The 18,818-nt window shown below is 61.6% G+C and carries 19 protein-coding genes; 4 read left to right on the forward strand and 15 right to left on the reverse strand.

Going from position 1 to position 18,818, the window contains the following annotated elements; genetic code table 11:
• Nucleotides 1-10: 10 nt before the first annotated feature.
• The 14 genes from tssH to IF690_RS00355 form a co-directional block, all read right to left on the reverse strand.
• Nucleotides 11-2,665 (reverse strand): type VI secretion system ATPase TssH, encoded by a 2,655-nt coding sequence (gene tssH / locus IF690_RS00290; protein WP_202698394.1) that lies wholly within the window; start codon nucleotides 2,663-2,665, stop codon nucleotides 11-13.
• Nucleotides 2,666-2,676: 11 nt separating this feature from the next.
• Nucleotides 2,677-3,684, reverse strand: coding sequence for a type VI secretion system baseplate subunit TssG (tssG, locus tag IF690_RS00295; protein WP_023967802.1), 1,008 nt, complete (start codon nucleotides 3,682-3,684; stop codon nucleotides 2,677-2,679).
• The gene (gene tssF, locus IF690_RS00300; protein ID WP_202698395.1) at nucleotides 3,648-5,435 is read right to left on the reverse strand and encodes a type VI secretion system baseplate subunit TssF; all 1,788 of its coding nucleotides are present in this window, start codon (nucleotides 5,433-5,435) and stop codon (nucleotides 3,648-3,650) included. The genes tssG and tssF overlap by 37 nt, the downstream gene beginning before the upstream one ends.
• Before the next feature lie 92 nt (nucleotides 5,436-5,527).
• Complete coding sequence (locus IF690_RS00305) at nucleotides 5,528-5,947, reverse strand: hypothetical protein (protein ID WP_202698396.1); 420 nt, start codon at nucleotides 5,945-5,947, stop codon at nucleotides 5,528-5,530.
• A gap of 189 nt (nucleotides 5,948-6,136) precedes the next feature.
• On the reverse strand, nucleotides 6,137-6,454 hold the full coding sequence (locus IF690_RS00310; protein WP_202698397.1) for a hypothetical protein: 318 nt from the start codon (nucleotides 6,452-6,454) through the stop codon (nucleotides 6,137-6,139).
• Nucleotides 6,455-7,360 (reverse strand): hypothetical protein, encoded by a 906-nt coding sequence (locus IF690_RS00315; protein ID WP_202698398.1) that lies wholly within the window; start codon nucleotides 7,358-7,360, stop codon nucleotides 6,455-6,457.
• A 3-nt stretch (nucleotides 7,361-7,363) separates the two neighbouring features.
• On the reverse strand, nucleotides 7,364-7,870 hold the full coding sequence (locus tag IF690_RS00320; RefSeq protein ID WP_202698399.1) for a PAAR domain-containing protein: 507 nt from the start codon (nucleotides 7,868-7,870) through the stop codon (nucleotides 7,364-7,366).
• A 14-nt stretch (nucleotides 7,871-7,884) separates the two neighbouring features.
• Complete coding sequence (gene tssE, locus IF690_RS00325) at nucleotides 7,885-8,292, reverse strand: type VI secretion system baseplate subunit TssE (RefSeq protein ID WP_007930282.1); 408 nt, start codon at nucleotides 8,290-8,292, stop codon at nucleotides 7,885-7,887.
• 14 nt (nucleotides 8,293-8,306) lie between these two features.
• The gene (tssC, locus tag IF690_RS00330; protein WP_009051592.1) at nucleotides 8,307-9,782 is read right to left on the reverse strand and encodes a type VI secretion system contractile sheath large subunit; all 1,476 of its coding nucleotides are present in this window, start codon (nucleotides 9,780-9,782) and stop codon (nucleotides 8,307-8,309) included.
• Nucleotides 9,783-9,810: 28 nt separating this feature from the next.
• Nucleotides 9,811-10,314, reverse strand: coding sequence for a type VI secretion system contractile sheath small subunit (tssB, locus tag IF690_RS00335; protein WP_007930286.1), 504 nt, complete (start codon nucleotides 10,312-10,314; stop codon nucleotides 9,811-9,813).
• A 33-nt stretch (nucleotides 10,315-10,347) separates the two neighbouring features.
• The gene (tssA, locus tag IF690_RS00340; protein ID WP_202698400.1) at nucleotides 10,348-11,904 is read right to left on the reverse strand and encodes a type VI secretion system protein TssA; all 1,557 of its coding nucleotides are present in this window, start codon (nucleotides 11,902-11,904) and stop codon (nucleotides 10,348-10,350) included.
• Between the two features lie 628 nt (nucleotides 11,905-12,532).
• Nucleotides 12,533-12,808, reverse strand: coding sequence for an HU family DNA-binding protein (locus IF690_RS00345; protein ID WP_003213368.1), 276 nt, complete (start codon nucleotides 12,806-12,808; stop codon nucleotides 12,533-12,535).
• Between the two features lie 188 nt (nucleotides 12,809-12,996).
• Nucleotides 12,997-14,145, reverse strand: coding sequence for an NAD(P)/FAD-dependent oxidoreductase (locus IF690_RS00350; RefSeq protein ID WP_202698401.1), 1,149 nt, complete (start codon nucleotides 14,143-14,145; stop codon nucleotides 12,997-12,999).
• Between the two features lie 38 nt (nucleotides 14,146-14,183).
• On the reverse strand, nucleotides 14,184-14,351 hold the full coding sequence (locus IF690_RS00355; protein WP_007930291.1) for a rubredoxin: 168 nt from the start codon (nucleotides 14,349-14,351) through the stop codon (nucleotides 14,184-14,186).
• 216 nt (nucleotides 14,352-14,567) lie between these two features.
• On the opposite strand from IF690_RS00355, the gene IF690_RS00360 reads away from it, so the two are divergent.
• Both IF690_RS00360 and ubiA read left to right on the forward strand, forming a co-directional pair.
• Nucleotides 14,568-15,131, forward strand: a complete 564-nt coding sequence (locus IF690_RS00360) for a chorismate--pyruvate lyase family protein (protein WP_202698402.1) — start codon at nucleotides 14,568-14,570, stop codon at nucleotides 15,129-15,131.
• Complete coding sequence (gene ubiA, locus IF690_RS00365; RefSeq protein ID WP_202698403.1) at nucleotides 15,131-16,021, forward strand: 4-hydroxybenzoate octaprenyltransferase; 891 nt, start codon at nucleotides 15,131-15,133, stop codon at nucleotides 16,019-16,021. Before IF690_RS00360 ends, ubiA begins: the two co-directional genes overlap by 1 nt.
• Before the next feature lie 71 nt (nucleotides 16,022-16,092).
• On the opposite strand, the gene IF690_RS00370 is transcribed toward ubiA, so the two are convergent.
• Nucleotides 16,093-16,476 (reverse strand): COG4315 family predicted lipoprotein, encoded by a 384-nt coding sequence (locus IF690_RS00370; RefSeq protein WP_202698404.1) that lies wholly within the window; start codon nucleotides 16,474-16,476, stop codon nucleotides 16,093-16,095.
• 151 nt (nucleotides 16,477-16,627) lie between these two features.
• Here IF690_RS00370 and phoB point away from each other — a divergent pair, with 151 nt between their 5' ends.
• Both phoB and phoR read left to right on the forward strand, forming a co-directional pair.
• Entirely contained in the window at nucleotides 16,628-17,317 is a 690-nt protein-coding gene (phoB, locus tag IF690_RS00375) for a phosphate regulon transcriptional regulator PhoB (RefSeq protein ID WP_016703132.1), read from the forward strand.
• A gap of 144 nt (nucleotides 17,318-17,461) precedes the next feature.
• A complete protein-coding gene (gene phoR / locus IF690_RS00380) occupies nucleotides 17,462-18,754 on the forward strand; it encodes a phosphate regulon sensor histidine kinase PhoR (protein ID WP_252189584.1) in 1,293 nt (430 codons plus the stop codon).
• The last annotated feature ends 64 nt before the right edge of the window (nucleotides 18,755-18,818 follow it).

Raw genomic sequence — 18,818 nt, forward strand, 5'->3', positions numbered from 1 at the left:
CACACCCACCTCAGGCGAACTCGCAGGTCACGCCGCCGCTGCCGTCGAGCGTCGCGTGCACGCGCTTGAGGTTCTCGCCGGTGGCCATGGCGTCCAGCAGGCGGTCGGCCACCAGCGGCAGTACGTGCAAGTCGAGCAAGTGGTCGATCAGGCGCGCGCCGCTTTCGCTCTGGGTGCAGCGCTCGGCCAGGTGATCCACCAGGTTCTGGCAGTAGCTGAAGTCCAGCTGACGGCGGTTCAGGCGCTCGCCCAGGCGGCCCAGCTTGATTTCGATCAGCTCGCGCAGCACCGGGCCACCCACCGGGTAGTACGGCACCACGCGCATGCGCGCCAGCAGCGCCGGCTTGAAGTGCTTGCTCAGCACCGGACGGATGGTCTCCTCCAGGGTCTCGGCGCTCGGCCGCTCGCCGTTCTCGCACAGCGCGCTGATGCGATCGCTGGCCAGGTTCGAGGTCATCAGGATCAGCGTGTTGCGAAAATCGATCTCGCGCCCTTCGCCGTCGTTGGCCACGCCCTTGTCGAAGATCTGATAGAACAGGTTGAGCACGTCCGGGTCGGCTTTCTCGACCTCATCGAGCAGCACCACCGAATACGGCTTCTGCCGCACCGCCTCGGTGAGCATGCCGCCTTCGCCGTAGCCGACGTAGCCTGGCGGCGCGCCGATCAGGCGCGACACGGTGTGCTTCTCCTGGAACTCGGACATGTTGATGGTGGTGATGAAGCGATCGCCGCCATACAGCAGGTCGGCCAGGGCCAGGGCGGTTTCGGTCTTGCCGACGCCGCTCGGCCCCACCAGCAGGAACACGCCGACCGGGGCATCCGGCTTGTTCAGGCCAGCAGCGGTGGCGCGCATCGAACGATCCAGCGCGTGCACCGCCTGCTCCTGACCGCGAATCCGCGCGCGCAGGTCGGTGGCGAAGCTCGCCACCTTGGCGTTGTGTTCGCGGGCCAGCTGCGCCAGCGGCACACCGGTCCAGGCGCTGATCACTTCGGCCACCAGGCGCGGGCAGACTTCGAAGCTGACCAGGCGCTCCTTGGCTTGCGCGGCGGTCAGGGCGCTGTGAGTCTGGTTCAGTTCGGCTTCCAGCGTTTCGACGCTTTGGCCTTCATCGACTTCGGTAGCGAGGGTTTCGATCACCGTGCCTTCGGCGTCTTCTTCAACGCTGATGGCCGGCTCGACGGCTGCGGCCTCACGGGCCTTGGCCAGTTGCTGACGCAGTTGCAACAGACGCTCGGCCAACTGCTTCTGCTCAGTCCACAGGGTTTCCAGGGCGACCCTTTCGCTTTCGGCTTCGTCCAGACGGGCCTCCAGCGCGTCCAGCGCTTCCTGGTCGATCACCAGGCCGGCCTCGGCGTCGCGGCGCAGCGCCTGACGCTGCCGGCCGCCTTCGGCCAGCTCGCCACGCAGGCGTTCCAGGCTCTCCGGCGCCGCCGCCAGGCTGATGCGCACCCGGGCACAGGCGGTGTCGAGCACGTCCACCGCCTTGTCCGGCAGCTGGCGGCCAGCCAGGTAGCGGGCCGACAGTTCCGCCGCGGCCACCACCGCGTCATCGCGCAGGTAGATGCCGTGGCTCTTCTCGTAGACCTGGGCCAGGCCACGCAGGATAGTCACCGCCTCGCCGACAGTCGGCTCATGCAGCTGCACCGGCTGGAAGCGCCGGGCCAGCGCCGGGTCCTTCTCGAAGTACTTCTTGTACTCGGCCCAGGTGGTGGCGGCGATGGTGCGCAGCTCGCCACGGGCCAGGGCCGGCTTGAGCAGGTTGGCCGCATCGGAACCGCCCGCGTTGCCGCCGGCGCCGATCAGGGTGTGGGCTTCGTCGATAAACAGAATGATCGGCTTGGGCGAGGCCTTGACCTCGTCGATCACGCCCTTGAGGCGGCGCTCGAACTCACCCTTCACGCTGGCGCCCGCCTGCAGCAGGCCCATGTCCAGCGACAGCAGCTCGACGCCCTTGAGCACCTGCGGCACTTCACCGGCGGCGATGCGCGAGGCCAGGCCTTCGACCACTGCGGTCTTGCCGACGCCGGGTTCGCCGACCACGATCGGGTTGTTCTTGCGGCGACGGGCGAGGATGTCGACCATCTGGCGGATCGCGCCATCGCGGCACAGCACCGGGTCGAGCTTGCCCTCGCGCGCCTGCTGGGTCAGGTTGTGAGTGAAGCGCTGCAACAACGACTCGCCCGGCGCCGCCGGCTTGCCGCTGGCCGGCTCTTGCTTCTGCGACAGGGCGAAATCCTTCAGGCGCTCGATGTTCAGCTTGGCCAGCAGCGGCTGGTAACGGCTACCGGCGTAGCGCATCGGGTTACGCAGCAGGGCGAGGATCAGCGCCGCCTGCTCGACCTGGCTCTGGCCCAGTTCGAGGTTGGCCACCAGCAAGGCGTCCTGCAGCCACTGCACCAGCTCCGGGGCGAACACCGGGTTGCGCGAGGCGCTGTGCTCGACCCGCGATTGCAGTGCCGCACTCAGCTCGCCGGCATCCACTTCGGCGTCCTGCAATGCGCGTGCGAGCAGGCCTTGCGGACGCTCCAGCAAGCCCAGCAGCAGGTCTTCGACCAGGATCTTGCTGCCGCCACGGGCGACACAGCGTTCGGCGGAGCTTTCCAGGTCGCGGCGGGTTTCGGCGTCCAGCGCCTGGATCAGTTGCTGCAGGTCTACGTTGATCATGTCATCTGTCCTTAATGAATTTTGCTGCCCAGGGTCACCACGCCGTCCGCGCGTTCGCGGCCGAGCCAACTGGTCCACCCCAGGCGACAGGCGTTCTGCTCACCGATGCGCAGTTCGCGGATTTCTTCCTGGCGCAGGACCAGGCGAATGTCGTAGTCCAGCGGGTCACGCAGGGTGAACCGCACCAGCGCGCACAGCGGCTGGTAGCCGAAACCGATCGGCAGGAACTCGTGGAAGCGTTGCCAGTCGAGCTGGCGGATATGGATGCGGAACTTGCCGCTGCGGTCGCGCACCCGCTCGCCCAGCACCAGGTCTTCGCCGAGCTGGCTGTTGGCGCGACCCAGGCGGTTACGTTGCTCTTCGAGAATCTCCACCCGCCGCTCGATGCACTGCTCGATCACCAGGTCCGCATGCTTGAAGTAGTAGCGCAGCACGGCCTCGATCAGCGCCGCCGAGTGGGCCCGCAGGCTGAGCAGGCCGAGGTACGGCAACAGGCGCTTCCAGTTCAGTTCCTTGGCCTTGCGGATGTCCTCGCCACCGAGGCCGATCAGGGCGAACAGCTGGGCGGAAAACGGGTCGAGCGCACCGCTCTTGAAGCTCGCGCGGTAGCGGTACTTGCGCCAGATCGGCAGCATCAGCCGCTGCAGGCGATGGTGGAACAGGTCGAGGAAGTTGCGGGTCGGGTTGCCGTCTTCGCTGTCGCCCAGGGCCTGCTCACCGTAGAACGCCGGTAGCGGCGAGCCGGAGCCGAACAGCCCGATCAGGTTGAACCGCAGGCGCGCGCGCATCTGCCCGTGCTCTTCGAAAAACTCCACGCGATCGACATCGCTGCCAGGGAAACCCAGGCTCGGATTGGCCTGGAATTCCAGCTGGTCGTAGAGATCCTCTTCGCTCAGGCCCGGGTGGGAATCGCGCAGCCGGTCCACCACCAGCAGCACGGCCTGGAACAGCGAGTACTCGCGGATGACCCGGGTCAGCCCGCTTAAAGCAGGGGCTGCAGACCCATACGTGGTGTCCATTGGTACACCTCTCCCTGTGTACTTTTTACCCGCAGCTCGTGGTACGAGTTGAGACTGGCGTAAAGAGCGAAAAACTCGTTGAGAACCGAAGCGAAGACGAACATGTCGCCTTCACCGATATACCCTTCCGGATCGATGGTCAGCTCGGTGCGCAGACCGCGCAGCGGCAGGCCCCGATGCAGCCGGTCGACATGCTCGTGGCGGATCGACTTGAGCCCGCCCAGCAGGCGCTTGCTGACCTTTTCCAGGTGCTGGTCGTAGTAGCGCGGCAAGTCGTAGGTTTCGAGAATCACCTTGAGCGCGTCGACGTTGGCCAGCGACAGATAGTTGAGCGACATGTTGCTGATCAGCTTCCACAGGAAGTCGCGATTCAGCGGTGGCGCGTAGCTCGAAGTGGCCGGGGTGATGTTGCGGAAGCTGAGGAACTCCGGGGTTTCCTCGCACGCCTGGTTGATTTCGCCGAGCTTGAGCCGGCGCGGCAGGTTCTGGTTGGTGCAGGTCAGCTCGATGGACAGGGTCTCGTGGGCCTCGGTGTGGCGGATGCCGAAACTCAGGTAAGTGTCCAGGCCGTCGTGCAGCAGCGAGGAACGCTGGCGGATGCTGTAGTGCGGACGGCTTTGCGGGACGTCGAAACTCGGGTCGTGCTCGAAGGACTCGAACGGCACATATTCCTGGTAACCCAGGCCGCCGGGCTTCCAGCCGGTGACGGTTTCCACCGAGAACACGCCGCAGTTTTCCAGGTCGTACTCGGCCGGCAGCAGCAGGTATTCGTCTTGCTTGCCATCGAGGCGGATCGGCAGCGCGTCGTGCTTGAACAGGTTGGCGATCGGCGTGCAATACAGCTTCACGTTATCCAGGGTCGGCCGCAGGCGCTGGATGCCGCTCTTGCGAATGTCGAAGCGCACTTCCAGGCCGCGCATCTGCTTGAGGGTGTCCTCCGGCAACGACTTGAGCAGGTCCAGGCCGTTCAGGTCGACGAACAGGAACTTGTCCTGGAAGGCGAAATACTCCTGCAGATAGCGATAACCGCGGAAGGTGTTCAGCGGATACGGGATCAACGCTTCTTCTTCGGCGAAGCCCACCGGCTGCACGCGGTTGCCGGGCATCTTGAACGACATGGCGTTGCCGCTGACACCCGGGAATGGCTTGCCGTCCATGCCCAGCGGCACCAGTTCGATACCTTCGAGGTTGCGCAGCAGGCTCAGGTAGAGCATCTGGCTGATGTAGCGCTCGCCCGCCAGGTGCAGGCGCAGGCGGCTCAGGTTCAACTCGCCGAGATGGCCGTCGCAGCTCATCTCCAGGCGCAGGCTGAGCAGCGCGCCGTCGCCTTTCACCGAGTAATTCAATGCCGTCAGGTCCAGCGGCAGGACTTCGGTCGGGTAGCAGGTGCGGAAGCGGCAACGCACGTCATCGATGGGCTGGCTCTCCACCGGCGTATCACGCTCCACCCGCAGGGCCGGCCCGGACTGCTTCAGCGGGTCGAACTGCAAAATGCTGAACGCCGGCAACGGCCGCATGTAGTTCGGCCACAGCAGGTGCATCAGCGAGTGGCTCAGCTCCGGCAGCTCGTCATCCAACTTCTGCCGCAAGCGACCGGTGAGGAAAGCGAAACCTTCGAGCAGGCGCTCCACATCCGGATCCCGCCCGGCCTGGCCGAGAAACGGTGCCAGGGCCGGACTACGCTCGGCGAAACGGCGACCCAACTGGCGCAGCGCGGTGAGTTCGCTTTGGTAGTAGTGGTTAAAGGACACGGGTTACCTGCCTGGTAATGGATTCCATGAAAACCGTCCTGAGAGGCATGACCATCCGCCCCCCAAAAAACTCACAACATCAGAGCCGGTCATTAGCAGTCCCCTATGGGTGGGATCTGTTCGACACGACAGGCTAAGGTTCGTAATACCCAACGCAATTCAATGACTTGAGTGACAAGAATCGCCAGCAACGTGATACAGCCTTGAGCCACGCCGTAGAACAGCGCTCTGATCGGGTTATCAGGCAACATCCAGAGCAAGATGAAACCCACCATCAGGCACAAAAGCCCTAGCTTGACAACGAGGTTGGGGATTAAGGCGATGAGTAAATTAACGGTCAGGAAAATATAAAAAAGCGCGTAGCTGGCAATCCCGATTGCAACACTTCGGGTCGTAAAACCACCGTTCAGACCTTTGTAGACAACCACCACCGCATTATTCAGAAATGCATAAGCACCACATCCCAGAGCGTGGACAATCAGGCACATGGCGAGACGGTAGAGCTTATTCATGTCAGCCTCAGGTTTGAGCACCAAGAACCCGCCCCCTGCATGACATCCAGATTTCTGAAGTCATAGACATTGCCCAGATACGACTCCCCTACTTGCAATTGCACGCTGTATACCCTCGACAGAAAAACGCGACTGCAAAACAGAGTTGATACCCTGCCGACTCCTCTCTTGCTGCTTTTTGGGCCAAACCTAAAACAACTCACTGAACACCCACTTGTTAAAACTATAAAGTGCAATGGAAGCTGCGATTGAAACCAGTAATGCAGAAGCGCCTGCCCGCAAACTTCGTTGTTTCAGCGAGAGACTGATGCCTTTCAGAAAATAATAAAAAGCCACCCCCATCATGGGAATGAAAGCAACAGTGCAGAATAAGAAAAGCCACTCGTACCAGTCAGTCGGAAAAGTGAAGCCAGCCCAACTGAAGTCGCTCGGTGGTTGCGTGCGCGGATGCGTGAAAGACATCAGCAACAAAAGCGCTGATACGGCGAGATAAAAATAACGGAACATTCAGCGCAACCCCTTTTTATAAAGAAGTTTGGCCAGTTCCCGGCGCCGGGCTTTTCCCTCGGGATTGTTGCCCGAATAGTAGAAGTGCCCACCGCCGTTCAGCATCTGTTTGCCCAACTCGATGGAGGCCTTCATCAACTCTTCGTCCGAGATCCCCGCATAAATGGGGTCGCCTTTGTCCTTGAGGTCGATGATGATGGTGCTGCCGATATTCGGATGGGTGCTGACTGCATCCCTCAGGCTCTTGTTGATCGGAGCGCCGATCAGCACAAGGTGATCGATCTTAATACCGGCACGGGCGTAATAGATGGCACTCCGCGCGGCAATGACCGCCCCCCAAGAGTAACCAACGATATTGAATTGCCCCACCTTCGGTAGTGGTTTGCTTATCTGCAGGGCACTTAAAGGAAATTCCGTGGCTTTGATCTTGCTGACGTCACGGCTGATTTTCATCGCCATCAAGTCACTGGTCGGCGTACATACCACTTCTTTATAGTTTCTGACAGTAACCAGGCCAAACAAGTATTTCTTTTCAATATACTCATTGCCGTACTCGCACGTCTGTAGCTCGCCATACTCCAGAACGACCGGATCCTTTTCATCCTGATTGTAAAGCACCACCGAAGAGGCATCGCTCAGCATGTCGGCAAAATCAGGAACATACTTGTCCATGCCGGTGATAAGCGAAGAGTAGTTACCGTAAACCGAGTTTGAAATGCCCGCCTCTGTGAATGCGGCGATCATGTCGTCGTTATAAGCACCCACCATGCCCGCACCACCGAGGAACACTGTAAGCCCATGTTCCACTGCAACAGGCTTTGGCCCTGGATCTTTAGTAGGGGTACTTTGCATCGTGCCAATTTTCACGAAGTTGCCATTGGCGGTGGTTTTGATTTCGGCGCCCATTGATCAGTCTCTCGATGCAATGTAGATGTCGATCTTCTCGGCCTGCTTGTGGCGAGCCACCCGATGAGTTAGGCCTTGCTCGTTCGTCACGCCTTCCTCCTCGGTGCCGTCTTCTCGAACCAGCAGGTAGCGGGAGTTCGCCATAGGTGCCCCGGACTTGTCGGTCAGCACGAATTGCTCATCAAAGCCAGGCAACACCAAAGGCACGGGCGCCACAAACGGCGCCGGTGAATGGGAACTGCCGATGATCACCGTCCCCGACCCACCGATAACGATATTTCCATGAGTGCCGACCGAATCAACCGTGGCCGCCGGCTTGCCGTTGATCAGCACTGTGGTCGCCAGGCCGCCGGACATCGCGCCGCCACAGGCCGAGGCATCGCCTTGGCGAGCGGCCGGAAGTCCGTCGAAGAACACATCGCCGGAGCCGGCGACGATCGGGTTGGTCGCGTGGCCGGGGAGCGGGCAGGCGGTGGGGTCGCTGACGCGTGCTGCGGGTTTACCTGACATCGTCCTCTCCTTGCTTAACTGACCTTGACCTGACCGCTGCCATCCAGGCGCGCGGAAAAACTGACCTGGCGCTTGAACCCGTCCACCTCAAGCAGGCCTTCGATATTGAAAGCCAGCTTGAGCTGGTCGTGATCACGCGGCAGGGAAACGACACGCACATTGCTCAGACGCGGCTCGTAGGCTTCGATGAAGCTTTCGATGGCCAGGCGAGCCTGGCTCAGGGCGTCGTGCAGGCTCAGGCGCATGTCGTTGAGATCGGGCAACCCGTAATCGGACAGCGTCTGCACGCTGCCCGCACGGGTGCTGAGCATCTTGCCCAGATGGGCAGCCACCGACGCCATGGCGGAAACCTCGCGGCTCCAGCCGACACGCTTGTCGGCCTCGCCACTCAGGCGTTCGAAAAGGCTGCCGTATCCGGTCATGACCTTGCTCCTGGTTACTCTTTGTCCAGCTTGCCAACCAGCGACAGGGTGAAATCGGCCCCCATGTACTTGAAGTGCGGGCGCACGTTCAGGCTGACGCGGTACCAGCCCGGCTCACCTTCCACATCGCTGACGATGATCTGCGCGGCGCGCAGCGGACGGCGGCCACGGACTTCGGCGCTCGGGTTTTCCTGGTCGGCGACGTACTGGCGGATCCACTTGTTGAGTTCCAGCTCGAGGTCGGTACGTTCTTTCCACGAACCGAGTTGCTCGCGCTGCAGCACTTTCAGGTAGTGAGCCAGGCGGTTGACGATCATCATGTACGGCAGCTGGGTGCCGAGCTTGTAGTTCAGCTCCGCAGCCTTGCCTTCGGCGCTGATGCCGAAGAACTTCGGCTTCTGCACCGAGCTGGCGGAGAAGAACGCCGCGTTGTCGCTGCCTTTGCGCATGGTCAGGGAGATGAAGCCTTCCTCGGCCAGTTCGTATTCACGACGGTCGCTGACCAGTACCTCTGTAGGAATCTTGGTTTCGATTTCGCCCATGCTTTCGAAGTGGTGCAGCGGCAGGTCTTCTACCGCGCCACCGCTCTGCGGGCCGATGATGTTCGGGCACCAGCGGAACTTGGCGAAGCTGTCGGTCAGCTTGGTACCGAAGGCGTACGCGGTGTTGCCCCACAGGTAGTGCTCGTGGCTGTTGGCAACGGTTTCCTTGTAGACGAAGGATTTGACCGGGTTCTCTTCCGGATCGTACGGGTTGCGCAGCAGGAAGCGCGGTACGGTCAGGCCGATGTAGCGCGAGTCTTCCGACTGGCGGAAGCTCTGCCATTTGGCGAACTGCGGGCCTTCGAAGTGATCCTTCAGGTCCTTCAGGTCCGGCAGGCCGGTGAAGCTTTCCAGGCCGAAGAACTTCGGACCGGCCGCGGCGATGAACGGCGCGTGGGACATGCAGGCAACGCTGGACACGTACTGCATCAGCTTCACGTCTGGCGAGCTTGGCGACATGAAGTAGTTGGCGATGATCGCGCCCACCGGCTGGCCACCGAACTGGCCGTATTCAGCGGTGTAGATGTGCTTGTACAGGCCAGACTGCATCACTTCCGGCGAATCTTCGAAGTCGTCCAGCAGGTCCTGCTTGGAGACGTTGAGGATTTCGATCTTGATGTTTTCGCGGAAGTTGGTGCGGTCGACCAGCAACTGCAGGCCACGCCAGGCCGATTCCAGGGACTGGAAGTCTTCGTGGTGGAGGATTTCATCCATCTGGCGGCTGAGCTTGGCATCGATCTCGGCGATCATGCGGTCAACCATGGCCTTCTTGACCGGCTCGCCGTCGTTCTGAGGCTTGAGCAGCTCTTCGATGAAGGCCGACACACCACGCTTGGCGATGTCGTAGGCTTCGTCGTCCGGAGTCAGGCGGGTTTCGGCGATGATGCTGTCGAGAATGCTGTACTCGCCGTTCTCGTTGCTTTTCTGTTGTGCTGCACTAGTGCTCATAGGGTTGGCTTCCTTGACTGATGGAGACTCAGGCTTCGGTGGCTGCGGCGTTCAGGCCCAGCTCACCGAGTACACGACCGCGCGATTCGTCGTCGGCGAGTACGCCTTCGATGGCTTTACGGAATGCAGGGGCGTTACCCAGCGGACCCTTGAGGGCCACCAGCGCGTCGCGCAGTTCCATCAGTTTTTTCAGCTCAGGCACTTGCTCCACCAGGCTGGCCGGGTTGAAGTCCTTCATCGAGTTGACGCGCAGCTTGACCGCCAGCTCTTCGGTGTCGCCCTCTTCCTGAAGACGGTTAGGCACGCTCAGCGTCAGGCTCAGCTCCTGCTTGGCCAGCACTTCGTCGAACGTCATTTTGTCGATGCTGATCGGCTTGCGGTCTTCCACTTTGCGCTCGTCCACGCGCTGGGTGTAATCACCGATTGCCAGTAGCTTCAACGGCAGTTCAATCTCTTCCTGAGCACCGCCGGTGGCGGGTTTGAAGGTGACGTTGATGCGTTCCTTGGGGGCTACCGAGCCTTCTTTGGCCATGGCTTTTCTCCTTGCGGTTGTTGGCCCTGGGGCCTATTCGAGTACCACTTCGAGGTCGAGGTGGCACAGCCTGCGATAAATCTCTTCCTTGCGTTCTCGCACTGCGTGGTTCTGCGGCAACAACTCACAGCAGCTATGCAGGAGGTGCAGCACTTCCAACGCAAGATCCGGCTCCCAGGCATGCAGGCCCGAGCTCAGTAATTCTTGATCGAGGGTTTCGAGCTGGGTCTTGGCCAGCTCGTACTTCTTGGCCATGAAGCACAGCCGCGCCAGGCTGAACTGCCAGAAGAACCGCACCCGTCCGCCATGGGCGTTCTGCAGGCCTTGCTTGAGGATCTGCACGGCGGCCTTGAGGCCGTCCTTGCGCAGGATCGGCAAGACCTCTTCGAGGGCTTCTTCCCAGGCCGGTTGGCTGGTGGTCGCTTCGACCTTGCGCGGCGCGCTGGCGCTTTGCAGATGGGGCATGACGTGGGCGCTGATCCAGCTGCGGGTGGCCGGATCGGCGAACGGCGCGCCGTCGTGGAAACGCAGTTCGACCACCCCCGGCAGGCGCTGCAACAGGAGTGCGAAGTGAAACTCCACTTCGCGCATCGCCTGGTCGGCGTTCAGCCCCTGCAGGCACTCCCAGACCATGCGCTGGCCGTCGAACCAGAACGGCGCCCTGGCCAGGCTGGCTTCGAGTTCCACCAGCAGGTCGGCGTATTGCCCATTGGCAAAACGTTCCTGATAGGTCTTCAGCTTGTCGGCCGGCAGCCCGCGCAACGCGGTGATCTGTTCGGCATTGCGCTCCGGGACGGCATCGATGGGCAACCACAGCATGGTGCGGTTCAAGCGCAGGGCGCGCACATCGGTGGCCTTCTGCTTGAGCCACCAGGCACTCAGCGGACGGGCGTTTTCCTGCAACGCACGCAGGGCTTTCTGCGCTTCCTTCTCGTTGTCGATCGGCGCGCCGGGGGTGAACAGCTGGGTCGCGGCCTGCTTGACCTGCGCCACCACTGCGCCCACCGCGCCGGGTTCCGGCTGGTTGTCGGCAGCGCGCTGGACCATGGTCGACAGCCGCCGGCAGATCGGCAGCAGCAAGGGTGCATCGTCGCCCAGATGTTCGGTGAGCACGGCATCGAGCCCTTCCAGGTGTTCCACCAGGCGGCGGAACAGCGGCAGTTGCTCCTTGATCGCGACGTTTTCGCCCAGCACCTGCTCGAGACGCGGCACCAGCCAGCCGATGGCGGCAGCCCGGGTACGCAGTTTGGCGGGGTGGATCTGTGCCCAATGCTGTTCGCACAGGTGCTGCAGAAGACCAAAACCGGCCAGCAGGCCGGGAAAGGATTCGCGCTGATACAAGGCCCAGGTGAGCCAGGCGGCTACCCGCAGATCCTTGGACTGGGTACGCAGCAGCGCTTCGCTGTTTTCGAGGATTTTCAGCCAGTCGATCTGACCGCTTTCGTGCATGGATTGGGCTTTGCCCAGCTCACTTTCCAGTGCCTCGTATTCGCTGGAGAAGCGAACGTCCTCGCCCGCGAAACTCTCTTTGGAAACAGAGGCCTTGGCGAGTTCGAGGTAATGGGCAGAAAGTTTACTTGAGTAGGACATCCATGGCCTTTTTTGAGATTACGGTCTATACGCACGCGAGACTTTTTTCACGTGCTGGACAGTATCGAAGAGCGCACTCATCCAATTGAGCCTGCTCTTTCAAGAGCGCGCATCGTAATCAGTATGATGGCCACTAGCAAGCATCCCCTCACATGACAAGACGAACTGTCAGCGACTACTCGTAAGAGATTGCCTTATATATGGCAGGGGTTCCCCCTAGACAGCCTGTTGAATTCCCATTCCAACCAGAAACGCCAGGATCCCTGAGCCAGAGCCTTGCGTGATATGAACCAAAGCACGATTCAATGATTAAGGGACAATGCTACACCGAGCCGAAAAGTGCCGGACATAGGAATAGTCTTAATTTTGAACTTCTATAAAAAGTGAGTCCCTGAACAACGTCTAACTTTAAAAAAGTGCCACCAATATGATGTCACCCGAAATGATAGTTTGCCATCAACCATTCTGTATGCTTTTTGAGCAATACAGATGTAGTCCTGTGAAACTTGTGTTAGGCATTCCTGTTCTTTATATGCCGAACAGCCATCCATAAAAAATGGGCATCCGAGTTATCGGCTTGCCCATTTTTCAATACGGTTCTCCCTGCTATCGAGGGAGTTCGCAACAGTTATGGATTGACGCTGTCTTTCAGCGATTTGCCTGGCTTGAAGGCTACAGTGTTGCTGGCCTTGATCTTCACCGGCTCCCCGGTTTGCGGGTTCTTGCCGGTACGGGCGCCACGGTGACGCTGCAGGAAGGTTCCGAAACCTACCAGGGTGACGCTGTCTTTACGATGCAGGGCGCCGGTGATTTCTTCGAGAACGGCGTTGAGAACGCGGTTGGCTTGTTCTTTGGTCAAATCCGCTTTTTCAGCAATTGCAGCGGCGAGTTCTGGTTTACGCATAGTGAAGCCTCTTTGACGGTTTTTTGTTGTTATGTCCGTGCTGTTCTTCCAGAACAGCGCCCAAGGCGCCGCAGGCTCTACTCTGCGGCAGACGGGTGTGAGGATGGCACGCGGTTAGGAGTGGCGCCAGTCTCTGCGCGACCTTTGTAGTGGCAAACACATGATTATTCCGACAGAACGACCGGTATTTAGGCCAACAAGCCGGGAAGCTCCTTGTTCAGGGCCAATTTCTCCATGACCGCAGCCCCTGTCAGGGCATAACCCAGCAGTTTGCCGTCGGCATCGCGACACAGCGCCTTGATGTCGGCGCCCTGCCCTTCGACCGTCCACACGCCTTCCAGGCCGCGTGGCGGTGGCGAAACCACCAGCGGGCAGACCGGGGTTTTCACGGTGATCGGCATCGGGCCGTAGCTGACTGCCGTCGGGTTGCCCGCCAGGGTCTGCGCCAGCGCTCGCGCACAGCTCATGAGGGGCATGACGTACAACAGATTCAACCCGTCGACCTCGGCGCAGTCGCCCAAGGCATAGATGTTGGCGTGGGACGTCTTGAGATGCCGGTCCACCACCACTCCACGGTTGACCATCAACCCCGCCGCCGCGGCCAGGTCGATACGCGGCCGCAGGCCGATTGCCGACACCACCAGATCGCAGGCAATCACCTCGCCGTCGGACAGATGCGCCTCGAGGCCATCCGTCGTGCGCTGCAGGCGATTGAGCACCGGCCCCAGGTGGAAGCGCGCGCCCAGGCTTTCCAACCCGGCCTGTACCGCCACGGCAGCCGCAGGGTGCAGCAGCGTTGGCATGACCTGCTCGCAGGGTGCCACCAGGTCCACTTCATAACCGCCGAGGATCAGGTCGTTGGCGAACTCGCAGCCGATCAGGCCGGCGCCCAGCAGCAACACCCGGCGCTTGCCGGCCGCGGCCGCGCGAAAGCGCGCGTAGTCTTCCAGGTCGTTGATCGGGAAGATCAGTTCGCCGGCATCGCCCTCCACCGGTACGCGCACGGTTTCCGCGCCCCAGGCGAGGATCAGGTCGCGGTAGTTCACCGCTTCTTCACCCATCCACAGGCGCTTGTGGCCAGGGTCGATACCGCTGATGCGGGTATGGGTGCGCACCTCGGCCTTCAGCTGCTCGGCCATGGCCCCGGGTTCGGCCATGCTCAGGCCGTCGGCTTCCTTGTTCTTGCCAAAGCCGGTGGAAAGCATTGGCTTGGAATAGGAACGTCCGTCATCTGCGGTGATCAGCAGCAGCGGCGTTTCGCTATCGAGCTTGCGAAACTCGCGGGCCAGGTTGTAGCCGGCCAGCCCGGTGCCCACGATGACGACAGGTGCGTTCATTCCTTACTCCTTCAGGTTCAGGGGATCACTGGTTGTGATCAGCCGATTTCGATCATTTCGAAATCCATTTTGCCGACTCCGCAATCCGGGCAGAGCCAGTCTTCAGGCACGTCTTCCCAGCGGGTACCGGGCAAGATTCCGTCGTCCGGCCAGCCGTCGGCTTCGTTATAGATCAGGCCGCAGACCACACATTGCCACTTTTTCATTTACGCAAATCCTCAGGTTCTCAGGCTGTTGCCGGCGGGATGGTCGATGAATCGACTCTGGATGACGCCAGGGGGCGCGTCCGGCCCAGCGCGTTTTGTACTGATGAGCACCGACGGATGCAAGCACGTTCGCTGCGAGCGGCCGCTCCATAACGGCAAAATCGCCTGTCGCCATGCTAAGCTCGCGGCCTCATTTGCTGCCAATAATGACCCACTGTGCCGCACTCAATTTCTCCATTTTCCACCCCGGACTGGCTCCCGCAAAGCCGGCTGACGCCCCTCCCCGACGCACAGACCCTCGACTGGCTGTTCGATGAAGGTTCGCTGACCCGGCGCCTGACCCGTCTCTCCAATGACGGTTTCAGCGTGACGCCGCTGGTCGAGGGCTGGCAGACCCTGCGCGCCGACGAATGCGCCGCGCTGGACCTGTCGCCGGGCAGCCAGGGCTGGGTACGCGAGGTGTATCTGCGCGGTCACGGCCAGGCCTGGGTATTCGCCCGCAGCGTGGCGGCCCGCAGTGCCCTGCAGGATGGCGGGCTGAACATGGACGAGTTGGGCAGCCGCTCCCTGGGCGAACTGCTGTTCTGCGACCAGGCTTTTCAGCGCCGCCCCATCGAGGTCTGCCATTACCCACGCCCGTGGCTGCCCGACGAGGTGCAAGCCGATGACCTCTGGGCCCGCCGTTCGCGCTTCGATCGCGCAACCCTGAGCGTGCTGGTCGCCGAAATCTTCCTGCCGTCCCTGTGGAGCGCTGTCAGCGCCCAGCCGGAGAACCGCTGATGTATCAGAGCCTGCTCAAATCCCTCAACCGCCTGAATCCGCGCGCCTGGGACTTTGTCCAGCTGACCCGCATGGACAAGCCGATCGGCATCTACCTGCTGCTCTGGCCGACCCTCTGGGCCCTGTGGATTGCCGGCGAAGGCTCGCCGTCGCTGGCCAATATCGTGATTTTCGTCCTCGGCGTGACCCTCACCCGGGCCGGCGGCTGCGTGATCAACGACTGGGCCGACCGCAAGGTCGACGGCCATGTGAAACGCACCGAACAGCGCCCGCTGGTCAGCGGCAAGATCAGTTCCAAGGAAGCCCTGGTGTTCTTCGCCGTGCTGATGTTCATCAGCTTCCTGCTGGTGCTGGGCACCAACGCGGCGACCATCTGGCTGTCGCTGGGCGGCCTGGCCCTGGCGGCCACCTACCCCTTCATGAAGCGCTACACCTATTACCCGCAAGTGGTGCTGGGCGCGGCATTCTCCTGGGGCATCCCGATGGCCTTCACCGCCGAGACCGGCGAACTGCCGGCCACCGCCTGGCTGCTGTACATCGCCAACCTGCTGTGGACCGTGGGTTATGACACCTATTACGCAATGACCGACCGCGACGACGACCTGAAGATCGGGGTGAAATCCACCGCGATCCTGTTCGGCGAAGCCGACCGGGTGATCATCCTGACCCTGCAGGGCCTGGCGCTGGTGTGCCTGCTGCTGGCGGGCGCGCGCTTCGAGTTGGGTATCTGGTTCCACCTGGGCTTGCTGGCGGCGGCCGGGTGTTTTGCCTGGGAGTTCTGGTACACCCGCGATCGCGACCGGATGAAGTGCTTCAAGGCCTTCCTGCATAACCACTGGGCGGGGCTGGCGATTTTCCTGGGGATAGTCGTGGATTACGCGGTTCGCTGAGGATCGTTATCGCGAGCCGGCCTCACGCCTACCTGTAGGAGCGAGGCTGGCCCGCGATGAAAGCACCAGGGTCAATCAGGCTTGGCCACTTTCCAGGCACCGTCCATCTTGCCGTCGCCGGTCATGTCACCGGCTTTCTTGTCCATCACGAAGGTGTACAACGGCTTGCCGTCGTAGGCCCACTGCATGGAGCCGTCGTCACGCTGGATGACGGTCCACTCGCCCATGGCCTTGTCGCCGCTGGCGGCCATCAGCGGTGGCCAGTTGGCGGCGCACTTGTCATTGCACATGGACTTGCCGCCGGTGTCCTTGGCGAAGGTGTACAAGGTCATGCCCTTGTGGTCGACAAACATACCGTCTTTGGTCATCGCCGGTTCCGCGGCGAACGCCAGCCCGGGCAGGGCCAGCGCAGCGCTCAGCAACAGGGCTTTGCAGGATTGTGTGAGTTGAGTCATGGAAACCTTCTTGGGTGGTTGTCAGGATTCGGACCCAAAGCTTAGTCCACGAATGCAACCCTCGCTCCAGCACCTAAAATACTGTCACACGACTGCAATAATTCCGTTATCTAATGCGGCGCAAGACAGCTAAATGACAAGAGGATTAAGCATGGTTGGCAGGAGCATTCTGATCGTTGACGACGAAGCGCCCATTCGCGAAATGATCGCCGTTGCGTTGGAAATGGCCGGCTACGACTGCCTGGAGGCGGAGAACTCCCAGCAGGCCCATGCCATCATCGTCGACCGCAAGCCCGACCTGATCCTGCTCGACTGGATGCTGCCCGGCACCTCCGGCATCGAGCTGGCCCGGCGCCTGAAACGCGATGAGCTGACCGGTGACATCCCGATCATCATGCTCACCGCCAAGGGCGAAGAGGACAACAAGATCCAGGGCCTGGAAGTGGGTGCCGACGACTACATCACCAAGCCGTTCTCCCCCCGCGAGCTGGTCGCGCGCCTCAAGGCCGTGCTGCGCCGCGCCGGCCCGACCGACGGCGAGGCGCCGATCGAAGTCGGCGGCCTGCTGCTGGACCCGATCAGCCACCGCGTGACCATCGACGGCAAACCGGCCGAAATGGGCCCGACCGAATACCGCCTGCTGCAATTCTTCATGACCCACCAGGAGCGCGCCTACACCCGCGGCCAGCTGCTGGACCAGGTCTGGGGCGGCAACGTCTACGTCGAAGAGCGTACCGTCGACGTGCATATCCGCCGCCTGCGCAAAGCCTTGGGCGATGCCTACGAGAATCTGGTACAAACCGTGCGGGGCACCGGCTACCGGTTCTCAACTAAAAGTTGAGAAAGCTGCAAGCCTCAGGCTGCAAGAAAGAGCAAAAGCAAACGCAGATCCGCTTCAACCTTGCAGCGTGTAGCTTGCAACTTGCAGCTGATCCGCTAAGGATCCCAATTGAACCAGAACTGGCATGGCACCCTGATTCGCCACATGTTGCTGTTGGTCACCGGCTGCCTGCTGGTGGGCCTGATCAGCGGCTACTACGGCTGGAGCCTGGCCATCGGCCTGGGGATCTATCTGGCCTGGACCCTCAAGCAACTGCTGCGCCTGCACGAGTGGCTGCGCCTGCACCAACCCGATGAAGCACCGCCCGATGGCTACGGCCTGTGGGGCGAGGTGTTCGACAGCATCTACCATCTGCAACGCCGCGACCAACGGGTGCGCGGGCGCCTGCAAGCGGTGATCGACCGGGTCCAGGAATCCACCGCGGCGCTGAAAGACGCGGTGATCATGCTCGACAGCGACGGCAACCTGGAGTGGTGGAACCGTGCCGCGGAAACCCTGCTGGGCCTGAAGACCCCGCAGGACAGCGGCCAGCCGGTGACCAACCTGGTGCGCCATCCGCGCTTCAAGGAATATTTCGAGCAGGACAATTACAACGAGCCATTGGAAATTCCCTCGCCGACCAACGACCGCGTACGTATCCAGCTGTACATCACCCGCTACGGCAACAACGAACACCTGATGCTGGTGCGCGACGTGACCCGCATCCACCAGCTGGAACAGATGCGCAAAGACTTCATCGCCAACGTCTCCCACGAGCTGCGCACGCCGCTGACGGTGATCTGCGGCTACCTGGAAACCCTGCTCGACAACGTCGAGGAAGTGAACCCGCGCTGGAGCCGCGCCCTGCAGCAGATGCAGCAGCAAGGCGGGCGCATGCAGACCCTGCTCAACGACCTGCTGCTGTTGGCCAAGCTGGAAGCCACCGACTACCCGTCGGACAACCAGCCGGTGCCGATCGATGTGCTGCTGCAATCGATCAAGAGCGATGCCCAGGCGCTGTCCGGGGAGCGCAACCAGCGCATCACCCTGGAAGCCGACGCGCAGGTCATGCTCAAGGGCAGCGAGGCGGAACTGCGCAGCGCCTTTTCCAACCTGGTGTTCAACGCCGTGAAATACACCCCGGCCGAGGGCAACATCCGCATCCGCTGGTGGGGCGACGAGCAAGGCGCGCACCTGAGCGTGCAGGATTCGGGGATCGGCATCGACAGCAAGCACTTGCCGCGCCTGACCGAGCGCTTCTACCGGGTCGACTCCAGCCGCAACTCCAACACCGGCGGCACCGGCCTGGGCCTGGCCATCGTCAAGCATGTGCTGCTGCGCCACCGGGCGCGCCTGGAGATCAGCAGCGTACCGGGCCACGGCAGCACCTTTACCTGCCATTTCGCCCCGGCCCAGGTGAAAAGATTCCATGCCGGCACCCTGACCGACCAGCGGTGACAGCCACGCGCCACTAGGCAATCGCCCTGCCAGCCGCTACATTGGCTGGCTTGCGCCGGCCATT

This window comes from Pseudomonas sp. SK3(2021) (assembly GCF_016772375.1).
In the GTDB taxonomy this organism is placed as follows: Bacteria; Pseudomonadota; Gammaproteobacteria; order Pseudomonadales; family Pseudomonadaceae; genus Aquipseudomonas; species Aquipseudomonas chlororaphis_I.

Excerpts from the sequence above, each read along its gene's own strand:
- tssG (WP_023967802.1), bottom strand. The coding sequence starts at position 3,684 with ATGGACACCACGTATGGGTCTGCAGCCCCTGCTTTAAGCGGGCTGACC.
- IF690_RS00350 (WP_202698401.1), bottom strand. The coding sequence starts at position 14,145 with ATGAACGCACCTGTCGTCATCGTGGGCACCGGGCTGGCCGGCTACAAC.
- phoB (WP_016703132.1), top strand. The coding sequence starts at position 16,628 with ATGGTTGGCAGGAGCATTCTGATCGTTGACGACGAAGCGCCCATTCGC.
- tssB (WP_007930286.1), bottom strand. The coding sequence starts at position 10,314 with ATGGCCAAAGAAGGCTCGGTAGCCCCCAAGGAACGCATCAACGTCACC.
- tssA (WP_202698400.1), bottom strand. The coding sequence starts at position 11,904 with ATGTCCTACTCAAGTAAACTTTCTGCCCATTACCTCGAACTCGCCAAG.
- IF690_RS00320 (WP_202698399.1), bottom strand. The coding sequence starts at position 7,870 with ATGTCAGGTAAACCCGCAGCACGCGTCAGCGACCCCACCGCCTGCCCG.
- IF690_RS00315 (WP_202698398.1), bottom strand. The coding sequence starts at position 7,360 with ATGGGCGCCGAAATCAAAACCACCGCCAATGGCAACTTCGTGAAAATT.
- tssH (WP_202698394.1), bottom strand. The coding sequence starts at position 2,665 with ATGATCAACGTAGACCTGCAGCAACTGATCCAGGCGCTGGACGCCGAA.
- tssE (WP_007930282.1), bottom strand. The coding sequence starts at position 8,292 with ATGACCGGATACGGCAGCCTTTTCGAACGCCTGAGTGGCGAGGCCGAC.
- IF690_RS00370 (WP_202698404.1), bottom strand. The coding sequence starts at position 16,476 with ATGACTCAACTCACACAATCCTGCAAAGCCCTGTTGCTGAGCGCTGCG.
- IF690_RS00355 (WP_007930291.1), bottom strand. The coding sequence starts at position 14,351 with ATGAAAAAGTGGCAATGTGTGGTCTGCGGCCTGATCTATAACGAAGCC.
- ubiA (WP_202698403.1), top strand. The coding sequence starts at position 15,131 with ATGTATCAGAGCCTGCTCAAATCCCTCAACCGCCTGAATCCGCGCGCC.
- IF690_RS00305 (WP_202698396.1), bottom strand. The coding sequence starts at position 5,947 with ATGAATAAGCTCTACCGTCTCGCCATGTGCCTGATTGTCCACGCTCTG.
- IF690_RS00345 (WP_003213368.1), bottom strand. The coding sequence starts at position 12,808 with ATGCGTAAACCAGAACTCGCCGCTGCAATTGCTGAAAAAGCGGATTTG.
- tssC (WP_009051592.1), bottom strand. The coding sequence starts at position 9,782 with ATGAGCACTAGTGCAGCACAACAGAAAAGCAACGAGAACGGCGAGTAC.
- IF690_RS00310 (WP_202698397.1), bottom strand. The coding sequence starts at position 6,454 with ATGTTCCGTTATTTTTATCTCGCCGTATCAGCGCTTTTGTTGCTGATG.
- phoR (WP_252189584.1), top strand. The coding sequence starts at position 17,462 with ATGTTGCTGTTGGTCACCGGCTGCCTGCTGGTGGGCCTGATCAGCGGC.